15 protein-coding genes are annotated in these 15,888 nt (G+C 60.8%); 13 read left to right on the top strand and 2 right to left on the bottom strand.

The window, feature by feature from the left end; genetic code table 11:
• Positions 1 to 58 precede the first annotated feature (58 nt).
• The 12 genes from ACR0MO_RS08400 to ACR0MO_RS08345 all read left to right on the top strand — a co-directional run bounded on the left by ACR0MO_RS08400 (position 59) and on the right by ACR0MO_RS08345 (position 12,816).
• Positions 59 to 307, top strand: a complete 249-nt coding sequence (locus tag ACR0MO_RS08400; RefSeq protein WP_170523376.1) for a DUF2484 family protein — start codon at positions 59 to 61, stop codon at positions 305 to 307.
• Positions 304 to 546, top strand: a complete 243-nt coding sequence (locus ACR0MO_RS08395; protein WP_170452087.1) for a DUF2484 family protein — start codon at positions 304 to 306, stop codon at positions 544 to 546. Before ACR0MO_RS08400 ends, ACR0MO_RS08395 begins: the two co-directional genes overlap by 4 nt.
• 56 nt (positions 547 to 602) lie before the next feature.
• Positions 603 to 1,529, top strand: a complete 927-nt coding sequence (gene murB / locus ACR0MO_RS08390) for a UDP-N-acetylmuramate dehydrogenase (RefSeq protein ID WP_170452085.1) — start codon at positions 603 to 605, stop codon at positions 1,527 to 1,529.
• Between the two features lie 103 nt (positions 1,530 to 1,632).
• Positions 1,633 to 2,556 (top strand): D-alanine--D-alanine ligase, encoded by a 924-nt coding sequence (locus ACR0MO_RS08385; RefSeq protein ID WP_170452083.1) that lies wholly within the window; start codon positions 1,633 to 1,635, stop codon positions 2,554 to 2,556.
• Positions 2,544 to 3,551 carry a cell division protein FtsQ/DivIB gene (locus ACR0MO_RS08380; protein ID WP_170452082.1) on the top strand — a complete coding sequence of 336 codons (1,008 nt, stop codon included), beginning with the start codon at positions 2,544 to 2,546 and terminating at the stop codon, positions 3,549 to 3,551. Before ACR0MO_RS08385 ends, ACR0MO_RS08380 begins: the two co-directional genes overlap by 13 nt.
• A gap of 8 nt (positions 3,552 to 3,559) precedes the next feature.
• Positions 3,560 to 4,894 carry a cell division protein FtsA gene (ftsA, locus tag ACR0MO_RS08375; RefSeq protein WP_170452079.1) on the top strand — a complete coding sequence of 445 codons (1,335 nt, stop codon included), beginning with the start codon at positions 3,560 to 3,562 and terminating at the stop codon, positions 4,892 to 4,894.
• On the top strand, positions 4,881 to 5,294 hold the full coding sequence (locus ACR0MO_RS08370) for a hypothetical protein (protein ID WP_170622368.1): 414 nt from the start codon (positions 4,881 to 4,883) through the stop codon (positions 5,292 to 5,294). The genes ftsA and ACR0MO_RS08370 overlap by 14 nt, the downstream gene beginning before the upstream one ends.
• A gap of 349 nt (positions 5,295 to 5,643) precedes the next feature.
• Entirely contained in the window at positions 5,644 to 7,245 is a 1,602-nt protein-coding gene (ftsZ, locus tag ACR0MO_RS08365) for a cell division protein FtsZ (protein ID WP_480890699.1), read from the top strand.
• Positions 7,246 to 7,458: 213 nt separating this feature from the next.
• Positions 7,459 to 8,379 (top strand): UDP-3-O-acyl-N-acetylglucosamine deacetylase, encoded by a 921-nt coding sequence (gene lpxC / locus ACR0MO_RS08360; RefSeq protein WP_170633564.1) that lies wholly within the window; start codon positions 7,459 to 7,461, stop codon positions 8,377 to 8,379.
• Between the two features lie 126 nt (positions 8,380 to 8,505).
• On the top strand, positions 8,506 to 9,348 hold the full coding sequence (locus tag ACR0MO_RS08355) for an outer membrane protein assembly factor BamD (RefSeq protein WP_170452073.1): 843 nt from the start codon (positions 8,506 to 8,508) through the stop codon (positions 9,346 to 9,348).
• A gap of 31 nt (positions 9,349 to 9,379) precedes the next feature.
• Positions 9,380 to 11,029: a DNA repair protein RecN gene (recN, locus tag ACR0MO_RS08350; protein ID WP_170622371.1), complete on the top strand. Its 1,650-nt coding sequence runs from the start codon at positions 9,380 to 9,382 to the stop codon at positions 11,027 to 11,029.
• A 101-nt stretch (positions 11,030 to 11,130) separates the two neighbouring features.
• Positions 11,131 to 12,816 carry a chloride channel protein gene (locus ACR0MO_RS08345; RefSeq protein ID WP_170452070.1) on the top strand — a complete coding sequence of 562 codons (1,686 nt, stop codon included), beginning with the start codon at positions 11,131 to 11,133 and terminating at the stop codon, positions 12,814 to 12,816.
• On the opposite strand, the gene ACR0MO_RS08340 is transcribed toward ACR0MO_RS08345, so the two are convergent.
• Positions 12,813 to 14,180 carry a DUF3179 domain-containing protein gene (locus tag ACR0MO_RS08340; protein WP_170622372.1) on the bottom strand — a complete coding sequence of 456 codons (1,368 nt, stop codon included), beginning with the start codon at positions 14,178 to 14,180 and terminating at the stop codon, positions 12,813 to 12,815. The two genes, ACR0MO_RS08345 and ACR0MO_RS08340, sit on opposite strands and share 4 nt — an antisense overlap.
• Positions 14,181 to 14,369: 189 nt before the next feature.
• Here ACR0MO_RS08340 and ACR0MO_RS08335 point away from each other — a divergent pair, with 189 nt between their 5' ends.
• On the top strand, positions 14,370 to 15,491 hold the full coding sequence (locus ACR0MO_RS08335; RefSeq protein WP_480890695.1) for a TauD/TfdA family dioxygenase: 1,122 nt from the start codon (positions 14,370 to 14,372) through the stop codon (positions 15,489 to 15,491).
• A 43-nt stretch (positions 15,492 to 15,534) separates the two neighbouring features.
• Here the strand turns inward: ACR0MO_RS08335 and ACR0MO_RS08330 are convergent, their stop codons facing one another.
• Positions 15,535 to 15,876: a DUF427 domain-containing protein gene (locus ACR0MO_RS08330; RefSeq protein WP_170452064.1), complete on the bottom strand. Its 342-nt coding sequence runs from the start codon at positions 15,874 to 15,876 to the stop codon at positions 15,535 to 15,537.
• Positions 15,877 to 15,888: the final 12 nt, after the last annotated feature.

Raw genomic sequence — 15,888 nt, 5'->3', positions numbered from 1 at the left:
CACAACCTGAAAGTGTGATAGAGTATTCACTGATACCGCGTACCCGTGGAGGGGGCGAATGGACTATTCGATGATCTTTGCCGCGCTTTGGGTGATCTGCGCGACCATCGTGGCGCTGTTGCCGATGCGGCTGCAATTCCCTCCGGGTATCTTGCTGCTGATCTGCGCGCCGGTGCTGATCCTTTGGCTGGGTTATGATCACGGCTGCTTCTGGTCGGTTGCGGCCTTTGCCGGGTTCGTGTCGATGTTCCGCAATCCCATCCGCTTTTACTGGCGCAAATGGACGGGCCGGGAGGTCACGGAATGAGCTGGTCGATTGCTCTCGCCGCTGCTTGGGGTGTGGCCGCCAACGTGCTGGCGATGATCCCCAGCAAGGACAACCACTGGACCCGCGCCTACATCCTGATCGCGGTTGGCATCCCAATCGTTGGGTATGTCACGTTCGAGCATGGCCCCTGGATTGGCTTGCTGGTGCTGGGAATGGGGATGTCCGTGCTTCGGTGGCCAGTGATTTATCTGGGGCGGTGGCTGCGTCGGCGGGTCTGAGAAACGTATCCCTTATACGTCTTGCCTTGGACGCCTAAATCCGCGATCTAGCGGCCATGAGCACTCTTCCATCAACACGCGGCAGGCTGTCCCAAAATCGCAGCCTCAACGACCTGACATGGCTCCGTGTCGGAGGGCCGGCGGACTATCTGTTTCAACCTGCCGATCTGGAAGACTTGCGGGGCTTTCTGCGCGATCTGCCCGCAGATACTCCTGTTTTTCCGATGGGCGTCGGGTCTAACCTGATCGTGCGCGATGGTGGTTTGCGTGCCGTGGTGATCCGGCTGGGGCGCGGTTTCAATGGTATCTCCATCGACGGTAACACCGTCACCGCAGGCGCTGCGGCCTTGGATGCGCATGTGGCGCGGAAGGCGGCGGATGCGGGGGTTGACCTGACGTTTCTGCGCACCATTCCCGGATCTGTCGGAGGCGCGGTGCGGATGAACGCGGGCTGCTATGGCAGTTACACAGCGGATGTTCTGCGCAAAGCCACCATCGTCACGCGGCAGGGTGAGGTCGTGGACCTGACCCCAGCGGATCTGAACTTCCGATACCGCCAGACCGATCTGCCCGAAGGCGCGGTGTTGGTTTCGGCGACGTTCGAAGGCCCCTCGGGCAATCCGGAAGAACTGCACGCCCGCATGGACGCACAATTGAAAAAGCGGGATGAGACGCAGCCGACCAAGGACCGTAGCGCCGGATCGACCTTCCGTAACCCGGCGGGGTTCTCGTCAACGGGGCGGGAAGACGACGTGCATGACCTCAAGGCGTGGAAGGTGATCGATGACGCGGGGATGCGCGGGGCCACCAAGGGCGGCGCGCAGATGAGCCCGAAGCACTCGAATTTCCTGATCAATACCGGTGACGCCACCGCTGCCGACCTCGAAGGGCTGGGCGAAGAAGTGCGAAAAAAGGTTTACGAAACAAGCGGCATCACGCTAGAGTGGGAAATCATGCGGGTCGGCGATCCGCTGACAGAATAAAGCCCCAACCGTCAGACCATAACAGGCAAATTCAGGCGACGGATCAAAGGCATAACGCAGTACGGACCACGACATAAGGTCCGGGGACATTGAGGCGCACAAAGTGGGACTGTCGAGCAGGACAAACCCCAAAGTGGCGGTATTGATGGGCGGCCCCTCGGCGGAACGCGAGGTGTCACTCAGCAGCGGGCGCGAATGCGCAGCCGCCCTTGTGGGAGAAGGCATTGAAGTGGTCGAGCTGGACGCGGGTCCCGACCTCTATGCGCGCCTATTGGACATCAAACCGGATGTTGTATTCAACGCCCTGCATGGCCGCTGGGGTGAGGATGGCTGTGTGCAGGGTCTGCTGGAATGGATGCGCATTCCCTATACGCATTCGGGCGTGCTGGCCTCGGCCCTGGCGATGGACAAGCAGCGCAGCAAAGAGGCGTTTCGGGTGGCCGGGCTGCCCATCGCGGAAAGTGTGATTGCCGCCAAGTCGGATGTGATGGCCGATCACGTCATGCCACCGCCCTACGTGGCCAAGCCCAACAACGAAGGGTCCAGCGTCGGCATTTATATCGTGCATGAAAACGCGAACGGCCCGCCGCAGCTGTCCGAGGACATGCCCGATCAGGTGATGGTCGAACAATACGTGGCGGGGCGCGAGTTGACGGTGACGGTGATGGGCGATCGCGCCCTGACCGTGACCGAGATCATGACCGATGGCGGCTGGTATGACTATGACGCCAAATACAAGCCCGGCGGCTCGTGGCATGTGTTGCCTGCCGAGATTCCGTCCGAGATTTTCGATCTGTGCATGGACTACGCGTTGCGCGCCCACAATGTGCTGGGCTGCAAGGGCGTCAGCCGGACCGATTTCCGCTGGGACGACAGCAAGGGGCGCGACGGCTTGTTCCTGCTGGAGACCAATACTCAGCCGGGCATGACGCCGACCTCGTTGGTGCCCGAGCAGGGGCAGCATCTGGGCATGACATTCGGCCAGCTTTGTGTGTGGATGGTGGAGGACGCCTCATGCGACCGCTGACAGCCACCCGCGCGCCAGTGATTCACCGAACCAAGGCCTTGGCCGGTCCGGATGCCGATTTTGAATCTGCGGATACGGAACCCCATGACACTCAGCCCGTTCTGCGCTTGAGCGGAGTAAAGCTGTTCAACCGCACAGCGCGCCGGGCTGATCCTGCGCCGTCGCGGCTCAGCTATCGGTTCCAGCGGTGGATGCTGACGCCGGGCATTCGACTGGGTGTCAAGCTGGGCCTGCCGATTTGCGCGGTGGCTGCTGCCATCGGCCTGTACTTTGCGTCGGAAGATCGGCGCGAGGCGGTCAGCACCTATATCGCCGACATCCGCACCTCGATTCAGGAGCGTCCGGAATTCATGGTCAACCTGATGGCCATTGATGGCGCAGGGGCCGGTCTGGCCGACGATATTCGCGAAGTGGTGCCGTTGGATTTCCCGATCAGTTCCTGGGATCTGGATGTCGAACAGATGCGCGACACGATCACCGGGCTGGACCCGGTGAAATCCGCGACCGTGCGAATCCGGCCCGGAGGCATCCTTCAGGTCGATGTGGTCGAACGGCAGCCCGTGATCGTCTGGCGCACCCGTGACGGCGTTGAGCTGTTGGATGAGACCGGTGTGCACGTGGATCAGGCGGCCTCGCGCAAGGATCATGCGGGCCTGCCCTTGATTGCGGGCGAAGGTGCGGATGCGCATGTGGCCGAGGCGCTTGAGATTTTTCAGACCTCGCGCAGCCTTGGCACTCGTGTCCGGGGATTGGTGCGCGTGGGTGAGCGCCGCTGGGATCTGGTGCTGGATCGTGGTCAGCGGATCATGCTGCCGACCGAGCGCCCGGTGCGCGCGCTGGAGCGTGTGCTGGCGGTGAACGAGGTGCAGGACCTGCTGGAGCGTGATGTGGCCGTGGTCGACATGCGCCTTGGGAACCGGCCAACTATAAGAATGACCAAAGCCGCCAGCGAAGACTGGTGGAATACAAAAGTGAACGCGAGTAACGGGCAGTAGCAACCATGATGACCGATCTTTATCAGTCCCAGCGCGCCATGCGGCAGATGCGCAGACAAGCGATGCAACGGGGCGTTATCGCCATTCTGGATGTGGGCAGTTCCAAGATCGCATGCCTTGTGCTGCGGTTTGACGGGACCGGTCGGCTGAGCGAAGACAACACCATCGGGTCGATGGCCGGGCAGACCGGGTTCCGCGTGATTGGCGCGGCGACCACACGCTCGCGCGGGGTGCAATTCGGTGAAGTCACCGCGATGCAGGAAACCGAGCGCGCCATTCGCACCGCATTGCAGGCAGCGCAGAAGATGGCCGATATTCGTGTCGATCACGTGATCGCCTGTTTCTCGGGCGCAAACCCGCGCTCTTACGGTCTGGACGCGCAAGTCGATCTGGAAGGCCAGCTTGTGACCGAGGCCGAGGTGGGCCGAGTGCTCAACGCTTGCGACGTGCCGGATTACGGGGCAGGGCGCGAGGTGCTGCATGCCCAGCCGGTGAATTTTGCGCTGGACAACCGCTCGGGCCTGATCGATCCGCGTGGGCAGTTGGGGCAGAGCCTTGCCGTGGACATGCACATGCTGACTGTCGACGCTGTGGCGATTCAGAACATCGTGCGTTGCATCAAACGCTGCGATCTGGAATTGGCGGGGATTGCGAACTCGGCCTATGTGTCGGGCATCTCGGCGCTGGTCGAGGATGAGCAGGAATTGGGTGCCGCCTGTATCGACATGGGCGGTGGCACGACCAGCGTCTCGATCTTTATGAAGAAACACATGATCTATGCCGACTGCGTGCGCATGGGCGGCGATCACGTGACGCAGGACATCTCGATGGGTCTCGGCGTGCCGACTGCCGTGGCCGAGCGGATCAAGACCTTTAACGGCGGCGTCCATGCCACCGGGGCCGATGATCGCGACCTGATCGATATCGGCGGCGATACCGGCGATTGGGAGCATGATCGCCGTACCGTCAGCCGGGCTGAATTGATCGGTATCATGCGGCCTCGGGTCGAGGAAATTCTGGAAGAGGTCCGCGTGCGGCTGGATGCCGCCGGGTTCGAACATATGCCCAGCCAGCAGATCGTTCTGACCGGGGGCGGCAGCCAGATCATGGGGCTGGACGGTTTGGCCACGCGCATTCTGGGTCAAAGGGTCCGCCTGGGCCGTCCGCTGCGCGTTCACGGCCTGCCGCAATCGGCGACGGGGCCGGGCTTTTCCTCAGCCGTAGGTCTCAGCCTGTTTGCGGCACATCCGCAGGACGAATGGTGGGATTTCGAAATTCCGGTCGATACCTATGCCGCGCGCCCGTTCAAGCGCGCGGTGCGGTGGTTCCGTGACAATTGGTAAAACCCTTGGCGGCGCCGCTCTGGCGTTGTGGCCGGGTCTCGCCCCGGCCCAAACCCTGATCACGCCCGAGGTTTTTCTGGACGCCGTTATCGGCAAAACCGTCATGTTCTACGAGATCCGCAGCGGTGATCTGGTCGGAACGGAGGAATTCCTGAACCACAGAACTTCGGTCTGGCGGGAAGCAGGGAGGGGCTGCGTCTACGGGCAGATCACCACGCCCAACGGCCAGATCTGCTTTCTATATGACAATGACCCGGATGGCATTCCGGTCTGCTGGTGGCCGTTTCTGCATGAAGACCGCCTGATGGTCCGGCTGGCGTCATTGACAAACGGCGAAATTCAAGAGGTGCGCAGCATCACCGAAAACGGCTTGGACTGTCCAAGTGCCCCGATCAGCTAAAGAAACCGGTTGCGGCTGCGGGATTTATCCCTAAAGATATCCACAAGGCCCGTCAGAGGCCCGGCGGCAGGACATTGAGCAGTTTTCCGCCCTACCAAAACCGGGATTTCCGTCCGTGTGCAAATCAATCGCCACGGCGCGGTTTTCGGCTGTCTTGTGGCATCTTTAGGCCACTCCGCAAGATTTGGCGGCTGGTGCGAAATACCGCCGTTTGATGCCTTATTTCCTCCATATTTTGTGGATTTGCGCGATTTTTGACGTGACCTTTGCGCATCACAAGGATAGAATCGAACAAGGATAGGTAAGAAAAACACCGCTTTGGCGGAACAAAAATACAGGCGGACAGAGCATGACATTGAATCTTTCGATGCCCGGGCACGACGAACTGAAGCCTCGGATTACAGTATTTGGCGTTGGCGGCGCAGGCGGCAACGCGGTCAACAACATGATTGAAAAACAGTTGGACGGCGTCGATTTTGTCGTCGCCAACACCGACGCGCAGGCGTTGCAGCAAAGCCAGTCTTCGGCGCGGGTGCAACTGGGTGTGAAGGTCACCGAAGGTCTGGGGGCAGGGGCCCGTCCGACGGTTGGGGCCGCCGCCGCCGAAGAAAGCATCGAACAGATCGTCGATCATCTGGCAGGTGCGCATATGTGTTTCATCACCGCCGGTATGGGCGGGGGTACCGGTACCGGGGCCGCGCCGATCATCGCGCAGGCCGCGCGGGAACTGGGTGTGCTGACCGTTGGCGTTGTCACCAAACCCTTCCAGTTCGAAGGTGCCAAGCGCATGCGTCAGGCCGAAGACGGCGTTGAGGCGCTGCAACAGGTCGTCGATACGCTGATCATCATCCCGAACCAGAACCTGTTCCGTCTGGCCAATGAAAAGACCACGTTCACCGAGGCGTTCTCGATGGCCGATGACGTTCTGTATCAGGGCGTCAAGGGCGTGACCGATCTGATGGTGCGTCCGGGTCTGATCAACCTCGACTTCGCGGACGTGCGCGCCGTGATGGACGAGATGGGCAAGGCGATGATGGGCACGGGCGAGGCGACCGGCGAAGATCGCGCAATTCAGGCCGCCGAAAAGGCGATTGCCAACCCGCTGCTGGACGAAATCAGCCTCAAAGGCGCGAAGGGCGTGTTGATCAACATCACAGGCTCGCACGACCTGACACTGTTCGAACTGGACGAGGCCGCCAACCGCATTCGCGAGGAAGTGGACCCCGAGGCCAATATCATCGTCGGCTCGACGCTGGACACCGCGATGGAAGGCGGAATGCGTGTTTCGGTCGTGGCAACCGGGATCGATGCCACGGAAAAAACCAGCGATGTGCCGGTTGCGCGCCGTTCGATGTCCGAGCCGTTGACCCGCACCGTTTCGGCCGAAGAACCTGCGCGTGAAGAAGCACCTGCCGCAGCAGAAGTGGCCGAGGCCGCGCCTCAGATGCCGGAAAACCGCGAACCCTCGCTGTTCGAGGCAACCGAAGAGCCCGCGCAATTCCAGCCACGTGACGAACAGGACGATGATGGCCTTCCGCCGCCCGCCTACCAACCGCGTGTCGCTGAATTCGAACCGCAGCCGGAACCTGTTGAGCAGGCGCCGAACGCCTACGCCGCGCAACCACACGCGGCGGGAACGCCTTCGCCCGAGGCGCTGCAGCGCTTGCAGGCGGCGGTGCAGAATGTCCCCTCGGCAGCACAGCGTCTGACCGCAACACGGTCGCCGGAAACCGCGCCGCAGCCGCAAGCTGAAGCCGAAGAGCGCCCCCGCTTTGGCTTTAACCGTCTGATCGATCGGATGACCGGTCACGCCGCGGATACCCCCGCGCAGCCGGTCCGTCAGCAGCCCGCGATGCGACAGGTTGACGCCACGGCACCTGCGCATGAAGAAGCGGATCCCGACCAGGAGCGGATCGAAATTCCGGCTTTCCTGCGCCGTCAAGCCAACTGATCGCGGTAACAAAATGAGCATCAGGGGTCGCCATCAGGCGGCCCTTTTTCTATATTTGTTAAGGATTTATGAGCAGATAAGCAGGGTTTTGCCGATCTGTTACATTGATGTTTCATTCAGTTACAAAGAGTGAGTTGAGCCTGACCGCCCGCTTCCTTAACTGAGTGTCCAACACAGCCGTCCGAGGCTGGACACCACTCGCTGAGGCCCATTTTGCAACATACGCTCAAATCTCCGGTCACGTTCAAAGGCGTCGGACTGCATGGCGGTCAGCCTGTTGTCATGGTTCTGAAACCGGCAGCAGCAGGTCATGGCATCTGGTTCAAACGGACGGATATCGAGCTGGGCAACGCTTTGATCCCTGCCATCTATGACATTGTCGAACGTACGCCGCTGTGCACCCGACTGATCAATGATGCAGGCGTGTCGGTGTCGACCGTCGAACATATCATGGCGGCGCTGGCGGGTTGCGGCGTGCACAACGCGCTGATCGAGATTGACGGGCCCGAAGTGCCGATCATGGACGGGTCGTCCATCGACTTTGTGCGGGGCATCATGGCCAAGGGTGTGCGCCGTCAGGCCAGCCCGGTTCTGGCTTATGAAGTGCTGAAACCCGTCACCGCATCGCGCGAGGGGGCCAGCGCATCTATCGCTCCGGCGGATGGGCTGATCATCGATTTCCATATCGACTTTGAAGATGCCGCTATCGGCAATCAGACCAAAACGCTGGATATGCGCAACGGATCCTTCGTGCGCGAGCTGAGCGATTGCCGCACCTTCTGCCGTCGCATCGACGTGGAAGCCATGCGCGAAAACGGTCTGGCCCTGGGCGGTACGCTGGAAAACGCTGTTGTGGTGCAGGGTGACGAGGTTCTGACCCCGGGTGGCCTGCGCTATGCGGACGAAGCCGTTCGTCACAAGATGCTGGATGCGTTGGGTGATCTTTATCTGGCGGGTGGTCCGATCCTGGGTCATTTCACCGGTGACAAGTCCGGCCATTCGATGACCAACACCCTGCTGCGCAAGCTGTTCGAGACACCCGGCGCCGTGCGTCCGATCCTGTGCACACCTGAACAGGCAGCCCGCTTGCCGGGTCAGGGCCTTGTTCTGGATGAAATTCCGGCGGTCGCCTGATTCAATCAACTCTGACGACATTTGCGACAGAGCGCGCATAAGGCGTTTTGCACCGGAAATATCTATGCTAGACCATGGCTCAATTCGGGGCAAACCTCGTTGAGTATGATGACAAGGATGGGCGGTATGGTTGGCAGCAAAGCGGCAGTCAGGTTCGCGGGCGCGATTCTTCTGGCAGCAGTTTTGACAGCATGTGGTAACAGGGGCGCTGACCGCGAACAGAACCTTGAAGGCTTCACGCCCGAGCAGATCTATACGCGTGGCGAATATGAGCTGTCGCAGAATCGCTCGGACGATGCGGCTTGGTATTTCTCGGAAGTCGAACGGCTGTACCCCTATTCGGATTGGGCCAAACGCGCGCTGATCATGCAGGCGTTTTCATTCCATGCCGACAAGAATTACGAAGAAAGCCGCGCCGCCGCGCAGCGCTATATCGACTTTTACCCCACCGACGAAGATGCGGCCTATGCGCAGTATCTGCTGGCGCTCAGCTATTATGACCAGATCGACGAAGTTGGCCGCGACCAGGGCCTGACCTTTCAGGCCCTGCAAGCGCTGCGCACGGTGATCGAGGTTTACCCCGACAGCGAGTATGCCACCTCGGCAGTGTTGAAGTTCGATCTGGCCTTTGACCATCTGGCGGGCAAGGAAATGGAGATCGGGCGCTATTACCTGCGTCAGGATCACTATATCGCGGCCATCAACCGCTTCCGTGTCGTGGTCGAGGATTTCCAGACCACGTCGCACACAGCCGAAGCGCTGTATCGTTTGGTCGAGGCCTATCTGTCCTTGGGTCTGTTTGATGAGGCGCAGACCGCAGGCGCGATCCTTGGGTACAACTACCAGTCCTCGGAATGGTATGACGATGCCTACAAGCTGTTGACTTCGCGCGGGCTGGATCTGAAGAGCCGTGGCAACAACTGGCTCAGCCAGATCTATCGCCAGACGATCAAGGGTCAGTGGTTGTAAGCTGGTGACGGTCTGGGGATGCTAACACCCGATGCTGCGCGCCTTAGATATCCGTGACATGCTGATCATCGACCGGTTGGAACTGACGTTCCAGCCGGGTCTGAACGCGCTGACGGGTGAGACCGGGGCGGGTAAGTCGATCCTTTTGGATTCGCTGGGGTTCGTTCTGGGTTGGCGCGGTCGGGCCGAACTAGTTCGGCAGGGTGCAGCGCAGGGTGAAGTTGTAGCCGAGTTTGAGCTGCCCGACGGCCATCCGGCCCATGCGGTTCTGGCAGAGGCTGGATTGCCGGGCGGAGAGGAATTGATCCTGCGCCGCGTCAACACCGCCGAGGGCCGCAAGACCGCCTGGGTCAATGACCGTCGTTGCTCGGGCGAGGTGTTGCGGGCGCTGTCCGAAACGCTGATCGAATTGCACGGCCAGCATGATGATCGTGGATTGCTGAACCCGCGCGGCCACCGGGTTTTGCTGGATGACTACGCTCAGGTCTCGGGTCAGTTGGCATCGGTCCGCCGCGCGTGGTCCGAGATGTCGCGCAGCCGCAAGGCATTGGCCGAGACCGAGGCCGCGCTGGCCGCGATGCGCGCCGAAGAGGAATTCCTGCGTCATTCCGTGGCCGAGTTGGACAAGCTGGACCCGCAACCGGGTGAGGATGCCGATCTGGATGCGCGCCGCCGCATGATGCAGGGGGCCGAGCGGATCCGCGATGATGTCGCCCGGGCATTTGACCTGTTGGGCGGTGAGGGGGCCGAAGGCGCGATGTCGGACGCAATGCGCTGGCTCGAAGGTGTGTCCGACAATGCAGGCGGGCAGTTGGAAGACCCCATCGCTGCGCTGGGGCGTGCCCTGATCGAATTGGGTGAGGCGCAGGACGGTGTGAACGCCTGCCTTCAGGCGCTGGACTTCAATCCGGCGGAACTGGAAGCCGCCGAAGAACGCCTGTTCGCGATCCGCGCGCTGGCCCGCAAGCATAACGTGGCACCGGATGATCTGGGCCCGTTTGCAGATACTCTGCGGGATCGTTTGGGGCAGTTGGACGCCGGTGACGCCGATCTGGCCGAGTGTCGGGCCGCCGTCGAGGCTGCGCAGGCCACATATGATACGGCTGCGGCCAGGCTCAGCGCGACCCGCCAAAAGGCCGCCGGGCAGTTGGATGCGGCGGTCATGGCCGAGCTTGCGCCGCTGAAAATGGAACGGGCGGTGTTTCAGACAGAAATATCGCCAGCCGATCCCGGCCCCGAAGGCACCGATGCGGTGGCCTTCACGGTTGCCACCAACCCCGGCGCACCGTCGGGGCCGCTGAACAAGATCGCCTCGGGTGGTGAGCTCAGCCGGTTTCTGCTGGCGCTCAAGGTTTGCCTGTCCGGTGATGACAGTGCCCGAACGATGATCTTTGACGAGATTGACCGGGGCGTCGGCGGTGCCACTGCCGATGCGGTTGGGCGCCGACTGGCAGCCCTTGCGCAAGGCGGGCAGGTGCTGGTCGTCACACACTCACCCCAAGTGGCCGCGCGGGCTGCGCATCACTGGCGGGTGCAGAAGCAAGTAAGCGCGGGTCAGACCCTTTCGACCGTTGTGCCCTTGGCCGAAGGTGATCGCGTGGATGAGATCGCCCGAATGGTGTCGGGCGACACGATCACCGACGAAGCGCGCGCTGCCGCCCGCGCCTTGCTGGACGCCTGACGCCGTTTGTGGCGTTTCCTGGTGCCCCCACCGTCGCTATCGCACTTTTATATGGCCGCCCCGTGGCTTACTAAGGGGTATGTATTGATCCCCGAGGGCCAATGACCCAGTCAACCCGCACCGTTCTGCGCAACCAGCTCAATCAGGCCATGGCCGCGATCAAGGATGCGTGGCGGGTGATGCGGCGTCGTGGGCCCAGCCAGATTCAGTTCTGGTTCATCGCGCTGGCCATCGGAATCGCCGCCGGGTTCATGGCGCTGGGGTTCCGCAAGGCGATCCGCGCGCTGCAGGCGTATCTCTACGACACCGAGGATATTCTGCTGTTGCACAGCCATGCAGAGATGCTGCCGTGGTTCATGGTGTTGATCATCCCCATCATTGGCGGTCTGATCGTTGGTATCATCCTGAACAAGTTTACCGATGATGGCCGCGTGCGGTCTGTCGCGGACGTGATCGAAGGGGCCGCCGTCAGCGATGGCCGGGTAGAAACCAAGGCTGGTATCGCCTCGTTCTTCGCCTCGCTGATCACGCTGAGTTCGGGCGGCTCAACCGGTCGGGAGGGGCCGGTGGTGCATATGGCCGGTGTCATCTCAACCTGGGTCAGCAACCGCATCCACGCCGACGGGATCACCGGGCGGGATCTGCTGGGGTGCGCGGTCGCCGCCGCCGTTTCAGCCAGCTTCAACGCGCCCATCGCCGGGGCGCTGTTTGCGCTTGAGGTGGTGTTGCGTCACTTCGCCGTGCACGCCTTTGCGCCGATTGTCATCGCCTCGGTCGCGGGGACGGTGATCAACCGTCTGGAATATGGCGATGTCACCGAATTTACGCTGGATACGCCCGGATCGCTGCAATTCTACGTGGAACTGCCCGCCTTTCTGATCCTCGGGCTGATCTGCGGGTTCGTCGCCTTGCTGCTGATGCGCTCGATCTTCTTTGCCGAGGATATTGGCAACCACATCCAGAACCGCCTGTCTCTGCCCGGTTGGCTGCGCCCGGCTGTGTCCGGTGCGATGCTGGGCCTGCTGGCGATCTGGTTCCCGCATATCATCGGTGTGGGGTATGAGACGACGACCCGCGCCCTGACCGGCGATCTGGTTTTGACGACGGCCATCCTGTTTGCCGTGGTCAAGACCGTTGCGGTTGCCATCACCATGGGCGGGCGCATGGGGGGCGGGGTATTCTCACCCGCGTTGATGATCGGGGCGCTGACGGGGCTGGCCTTTGGTCTGATTGCCACCGGTTTGTTGCCCGACGTGTCGGGAACCCACACGCTCTATGCCTTTGCCGGAATGGGGGCGGTTGCAGCCGCCGTTCTTGGTGCGCCGATCTCGACCACACTGATCGTGTTTGAATTGACCGGAGACTGGCAGATCGGTCTGGCCGTGATGGTGTCGGTGTCGATGTCCACAGCGCTGGCCTCGCGCCTTGTAGATCGGTCGTTCTTCCTGACCCAGCTAGAGCGTCGCAATGTGCATCTGGCCGCCGGTCCGCAGGCCTATCTGCTGGCCATGCTGCGGGCCGGGGCAGTGATGCGGCCCATTGGCGACGCGCGCTCGATCACCGCTGACGAGGCGCGCGCGCTGATCGAGCAGGGCCTGTGTGTCAAGGCCAGCGCCACGCTGGAGGCTGCGATGCCCTATTTCGATCGGGACGACATTCCATGCATCCCGGTGATTATCCTGGAAGACGACGGGACCGAAACTCCGGTTGGTGCCTTGTATCATGTAGATGCGCTGAAGGCGTATAACCGCGCCTTGGCCGCCACAGCGGCCGAAGAGCATTCCTAGCCGCGATACACGCTCGCCGCATCGCCCAGATAGTTGTCCCACGCGAACCAGTACGAGATATGCCCGGCCACCCGTGGCAATTGTGTGCCATCCGGGCCGACCAGCATTTCTTCGGTCAAGGTCCACTTTCGGCCTGCTTCATCCACCAGACCGCCATCCGCAGCCTTGAACCTGTGCCCGGCACGTTCATAGGCGCGTACGGTGCGCCGATCCGGGTTGCCGATCAGGACCAAAGGCCGGTTCGCAATCGCATCGTTGATCACGCGGGTTCGGCTGAACGCATCCAATGGCCAGGCCCGTGCCGCGCCAAACTGACGGATCGCAAACACATAGTCCTTTTGCCGGTGCTGTGACTGATCCACCTGCGCCGGGAACATCAGTTCGGGTGAGGCAAAATACTCGCGATACACCACGCCCGAGCCATAGTTCCGTCGATGCCCGGTGTTCAACGACAAGGCCCGCGTGTCAGGGTGCGAGGTTTTCCAGCTATCCCAGGTGGTGATGACAACCGGCCGCTGTTTCAGTTCTATCCCGCTGTCAACCAGTGGGCCGACGACGGGCTTGCCGGTATATTGGTTCCACAGCGAATGCGTCTCGCGGTCAAACATCAGCTTGTTCGAACGGTAAAGGAACCCTGACGAGCCAAACACAAAGGGCTTGCGCCGACCCGCGACCTGCGTTTCGAACAAAATACCGGACCCGCATAGGGTGCAATAGGCCAGGGCGACAGGGACCCCGCCGATCACCTCGTTAAACATCTCGTGCCAGCCCATGATCCGCAGCGGATAGGCGCGCGTGTCGCCGTTGATCGAGACGCCAAAGACCAGATCATCGTCCCTGAGGTAACTGGCATCCGAGGCCGAGATCAGCGTCGGATTGTCCAATGAGGGAATGCCATCCTTGTAAACGCCGCCCCATGCGATCTCTTCCAGCCGGATTTTCATCCTGTCGCGCGTCAGGTATTCGGGCCGCAGGAACAGATCGAAATTCTGATCGATCCCCAACAGAACTTCGCGTTTGAACGGGATGAGCGACGGATGGGGGACCAGTTGCGGGTTCCGTTCCTGCCAAAGCATCCAGTCAAACCAGTCAGTGCCGTATTTCTGGCCCGAGAGGGTTTCAATCACTTCGGAAATCTCGTCCCGCCGCCGGTCAGAAAACCGCATCGCGGTGATCAGGGCCGGAACCACATCCGGGTTTCCTCGCCGTATCAGGTAAGCCATCTGTGCTTCAAAATCGGTACGACCGGAATACAGCGTGCTGCGTATGGCCTCCAGCACCGGATCGCTTTGCGCCCATACCGACCCCGGCACTAACGCTCCGACCCCGATCAACCCGGCAAATCTGCGACGTGAAACAGACATGGCACCCTCCTGTTCGCATCCACATTCAGTGTGCACGCCACACGCTTCACATGCACACCACAGTCGCGTGAGCAGGATACGCGAATTTGAAATTGGCTTTGCGTCGAAATTCGAATCTCGTCATGGTCGCGTCAGAATCCCGGAAACGGGACCAACACATGCGGTTGTTTCATCTGCCAGGAGCCAGCGATGTCGAACACAAATGGTGCGGTTGCTCTGAAAGATCAGGGGCTTGTTCTCCACACCGGTGGGCAGGACGTCTATTTCAACTATTACTGGCTGCGGGACAATTGCACCTCGTCTTTTGATCCCGAACTGCGTGAGCGCACGTTTGACATTACTTCGCTGACTCAAGCCCCGCAGGCCAGATCGGCCGAGGTTGAGGGCAATGATCTGATCATCGATTGGCTGGGTGAAGACCACCAAAGCCGGTATTCAATCGACTGGCTGATGGGGTTTCAGACACGCGGCGGGCGGGATGATCCGGCGGTGCTTCCCAGAAAGCTCTGGCGGGCCGGGCATAGCGACAGCTTTCCACGGTTCAGCCAACATGACGTGATCCACGACATGACAACCCGCGCGGCCTGGGCCCGTGCCTTGATCGAAGAAGGCGTCGCCGTCATCACGGATATGGAGGACAGCGACGAGTCCTTGACCAAACTCACCAATTGCCTCGGGCTGGTCCGGCCCTCGGTCGCTGGTGAATATTTTGATGTGAAGGTCCATATAGACCCCGTCAATCTTGCGTTCACCGCCAATGCACTGGAGATGCATACCGACACACCGTCAGAAGAAATGGCGCCCGGTGTTCAGTTTCTGCATTGCCGCAGAAACAGCGTGGATGGGGGCTACAGCCTGTTTGTCGACGGGGCCGCCGTGGCCGAAGACTTCCGCGCCGAACATCCCGAAGACTTTGATCTGCTGGTCCAGCACAAAGTGCCGTTTTTCTATGACCACGAAGATTTCGATTGGCGCGCGCATCAGCACGTGATCGAACTGGATACAAATGGCACCGTGTCAGGCGTGACCGTCTCGCAGCATATGGCGGATGTGTTTGATTTGCCCCAGGACATTCTGGATGCCTATTACCCGGCTTTCAGCAAGTTCCTGCGGGCAATCAACAGCCCCAAATACCTCAACCGCTTTCGCATGCAGGCAGGCGAGTGCTTTGTCTTCGACAACCACCGGATCGTTCATGGCCGCGAGGCGTATTCTGCCACAAGCGGAGAGCGCTACCTGCGGGGATGTTACATCGACCGGGGCGAGATGCGATCAAGCTACCGCACGCTGGTGCGCAAGGGCTATGTCTGATCCGCGCCGCAGCCCAGGGCAAATACAGGTGAGCCAAACAGGTTTAAATCTGTTCAACCTTCACTGACTCCGCTGGATAAAACGCCAGATAACCCTTGATCTCGGCCATGGCAGGGATCGGGTTTTCATAGCTCCAGGCGGCGTTTTCTGTCACCGATGACTTGTTCACGATCGAATAATGCGTCGCGTCGCCCTTATGCGGGCAATGCGTAACCTTGTCCGTCTGATCCAGAAACGCCATCGCGATATCCGCGCGAGGAAAATAGACCACTGGATCCAGATCGCCTTCCAGCAGTACCAGAGCATTGCTGCTTTCGCCCAGAACCGCACCGCCCGAGCGAACGCTCCACTTTCCGTCCGCCTTCTCGATTGTGATCTCAGTCATATTTCGTCTTTT

Source organism: Ruegeria sp. K5 (genome assembly GCF_056531805.1).
Note: the sequence above shows the minus strand (reverse complement) of the source record. Positions and strands in the feature narration are given on the sequence as shown.

Coding starts and splice junctions, on each gene's coding strand:
- ACR0MO_RS08380 (WP_170452082.1), top strand. CDS start 2,544: ATGCGACCGCTGACAGCCACCCGCGCGCCAGTGATTCACCGAACCAAG.
- ftsZ (WP_480890699.1), top strand. CDS start 5,644: ATGACATTGAATCTTTCGATGCCCGGGCACGACGAACTGAAGCCTCGG.
- ACR0MO_RS08355 (WP_170452073.1), top strand. CDS start 8,506: ATGGTTGGCAGCAAAGCGGCAGTCAGGTTCGCGGGCGCGATTCTTCTG.
- ACR0MO_RS08345 (WP_170452070.1), top strand. CDS start 11,131: ATGACCCAGTCAACCCGCACCGTTCTGCGCAACCAGCTCAATCAGGCC.
- ACR0MO_RS08400 (WP_170523376.1), top strand. CDS start 59: ATGGACTATTCGATGATCTTTGCCGCGCTTTGGGTGATCTGCGCGACC.
- ACR0MO_RS08395 (WP_170452087.1), top strand. CDS start 304: ATGAGCTGGTCGATTGCTCTCGCCGCTGCTTGGGGTGTGGCCGCCAAC.
- ACR0MO_RS08340 (WP_170622372.1), bottom strand. CDS start 14,180: ATGTCTGTTTCACGTCGCAGATTTGCCGGGTTGATCGGGGTCGGAGCG.
- ftsA (WP_170452079.1), top strand. CDS start 3,560: ATGACCGATCTTTATCAGTCCCAGCGCGCCATGCGGCAGATGCGCAGA.
- ACR0MO_RS08335 (WP_480890695.1), top strand. CDS start 14,370: ATGTCGAACACAAATGGTGCGGTTGCTCTGAAAGATCAGGGGCTTGTT.
- murB (WP_170452085.1), top strand. CDS start 603: ATGAGCACTCTTCCATCAACACGCGGCAGGCTGTCCCAAAATCGCAGC.
- ACR0MO_RS08330 (WP_170452064.1), bottom strand. CDS start 15,876: ATGACTGAGATCACAATCGAGAAGGCGGACGGAAAGTGGAGCGTTCGC.
- recN (WP_170622371.1), top strand. CDS start 9,380: ATGCTGCGCGCCTTAGATATCCGTGACATGCTGATCATCGACCGGTTG.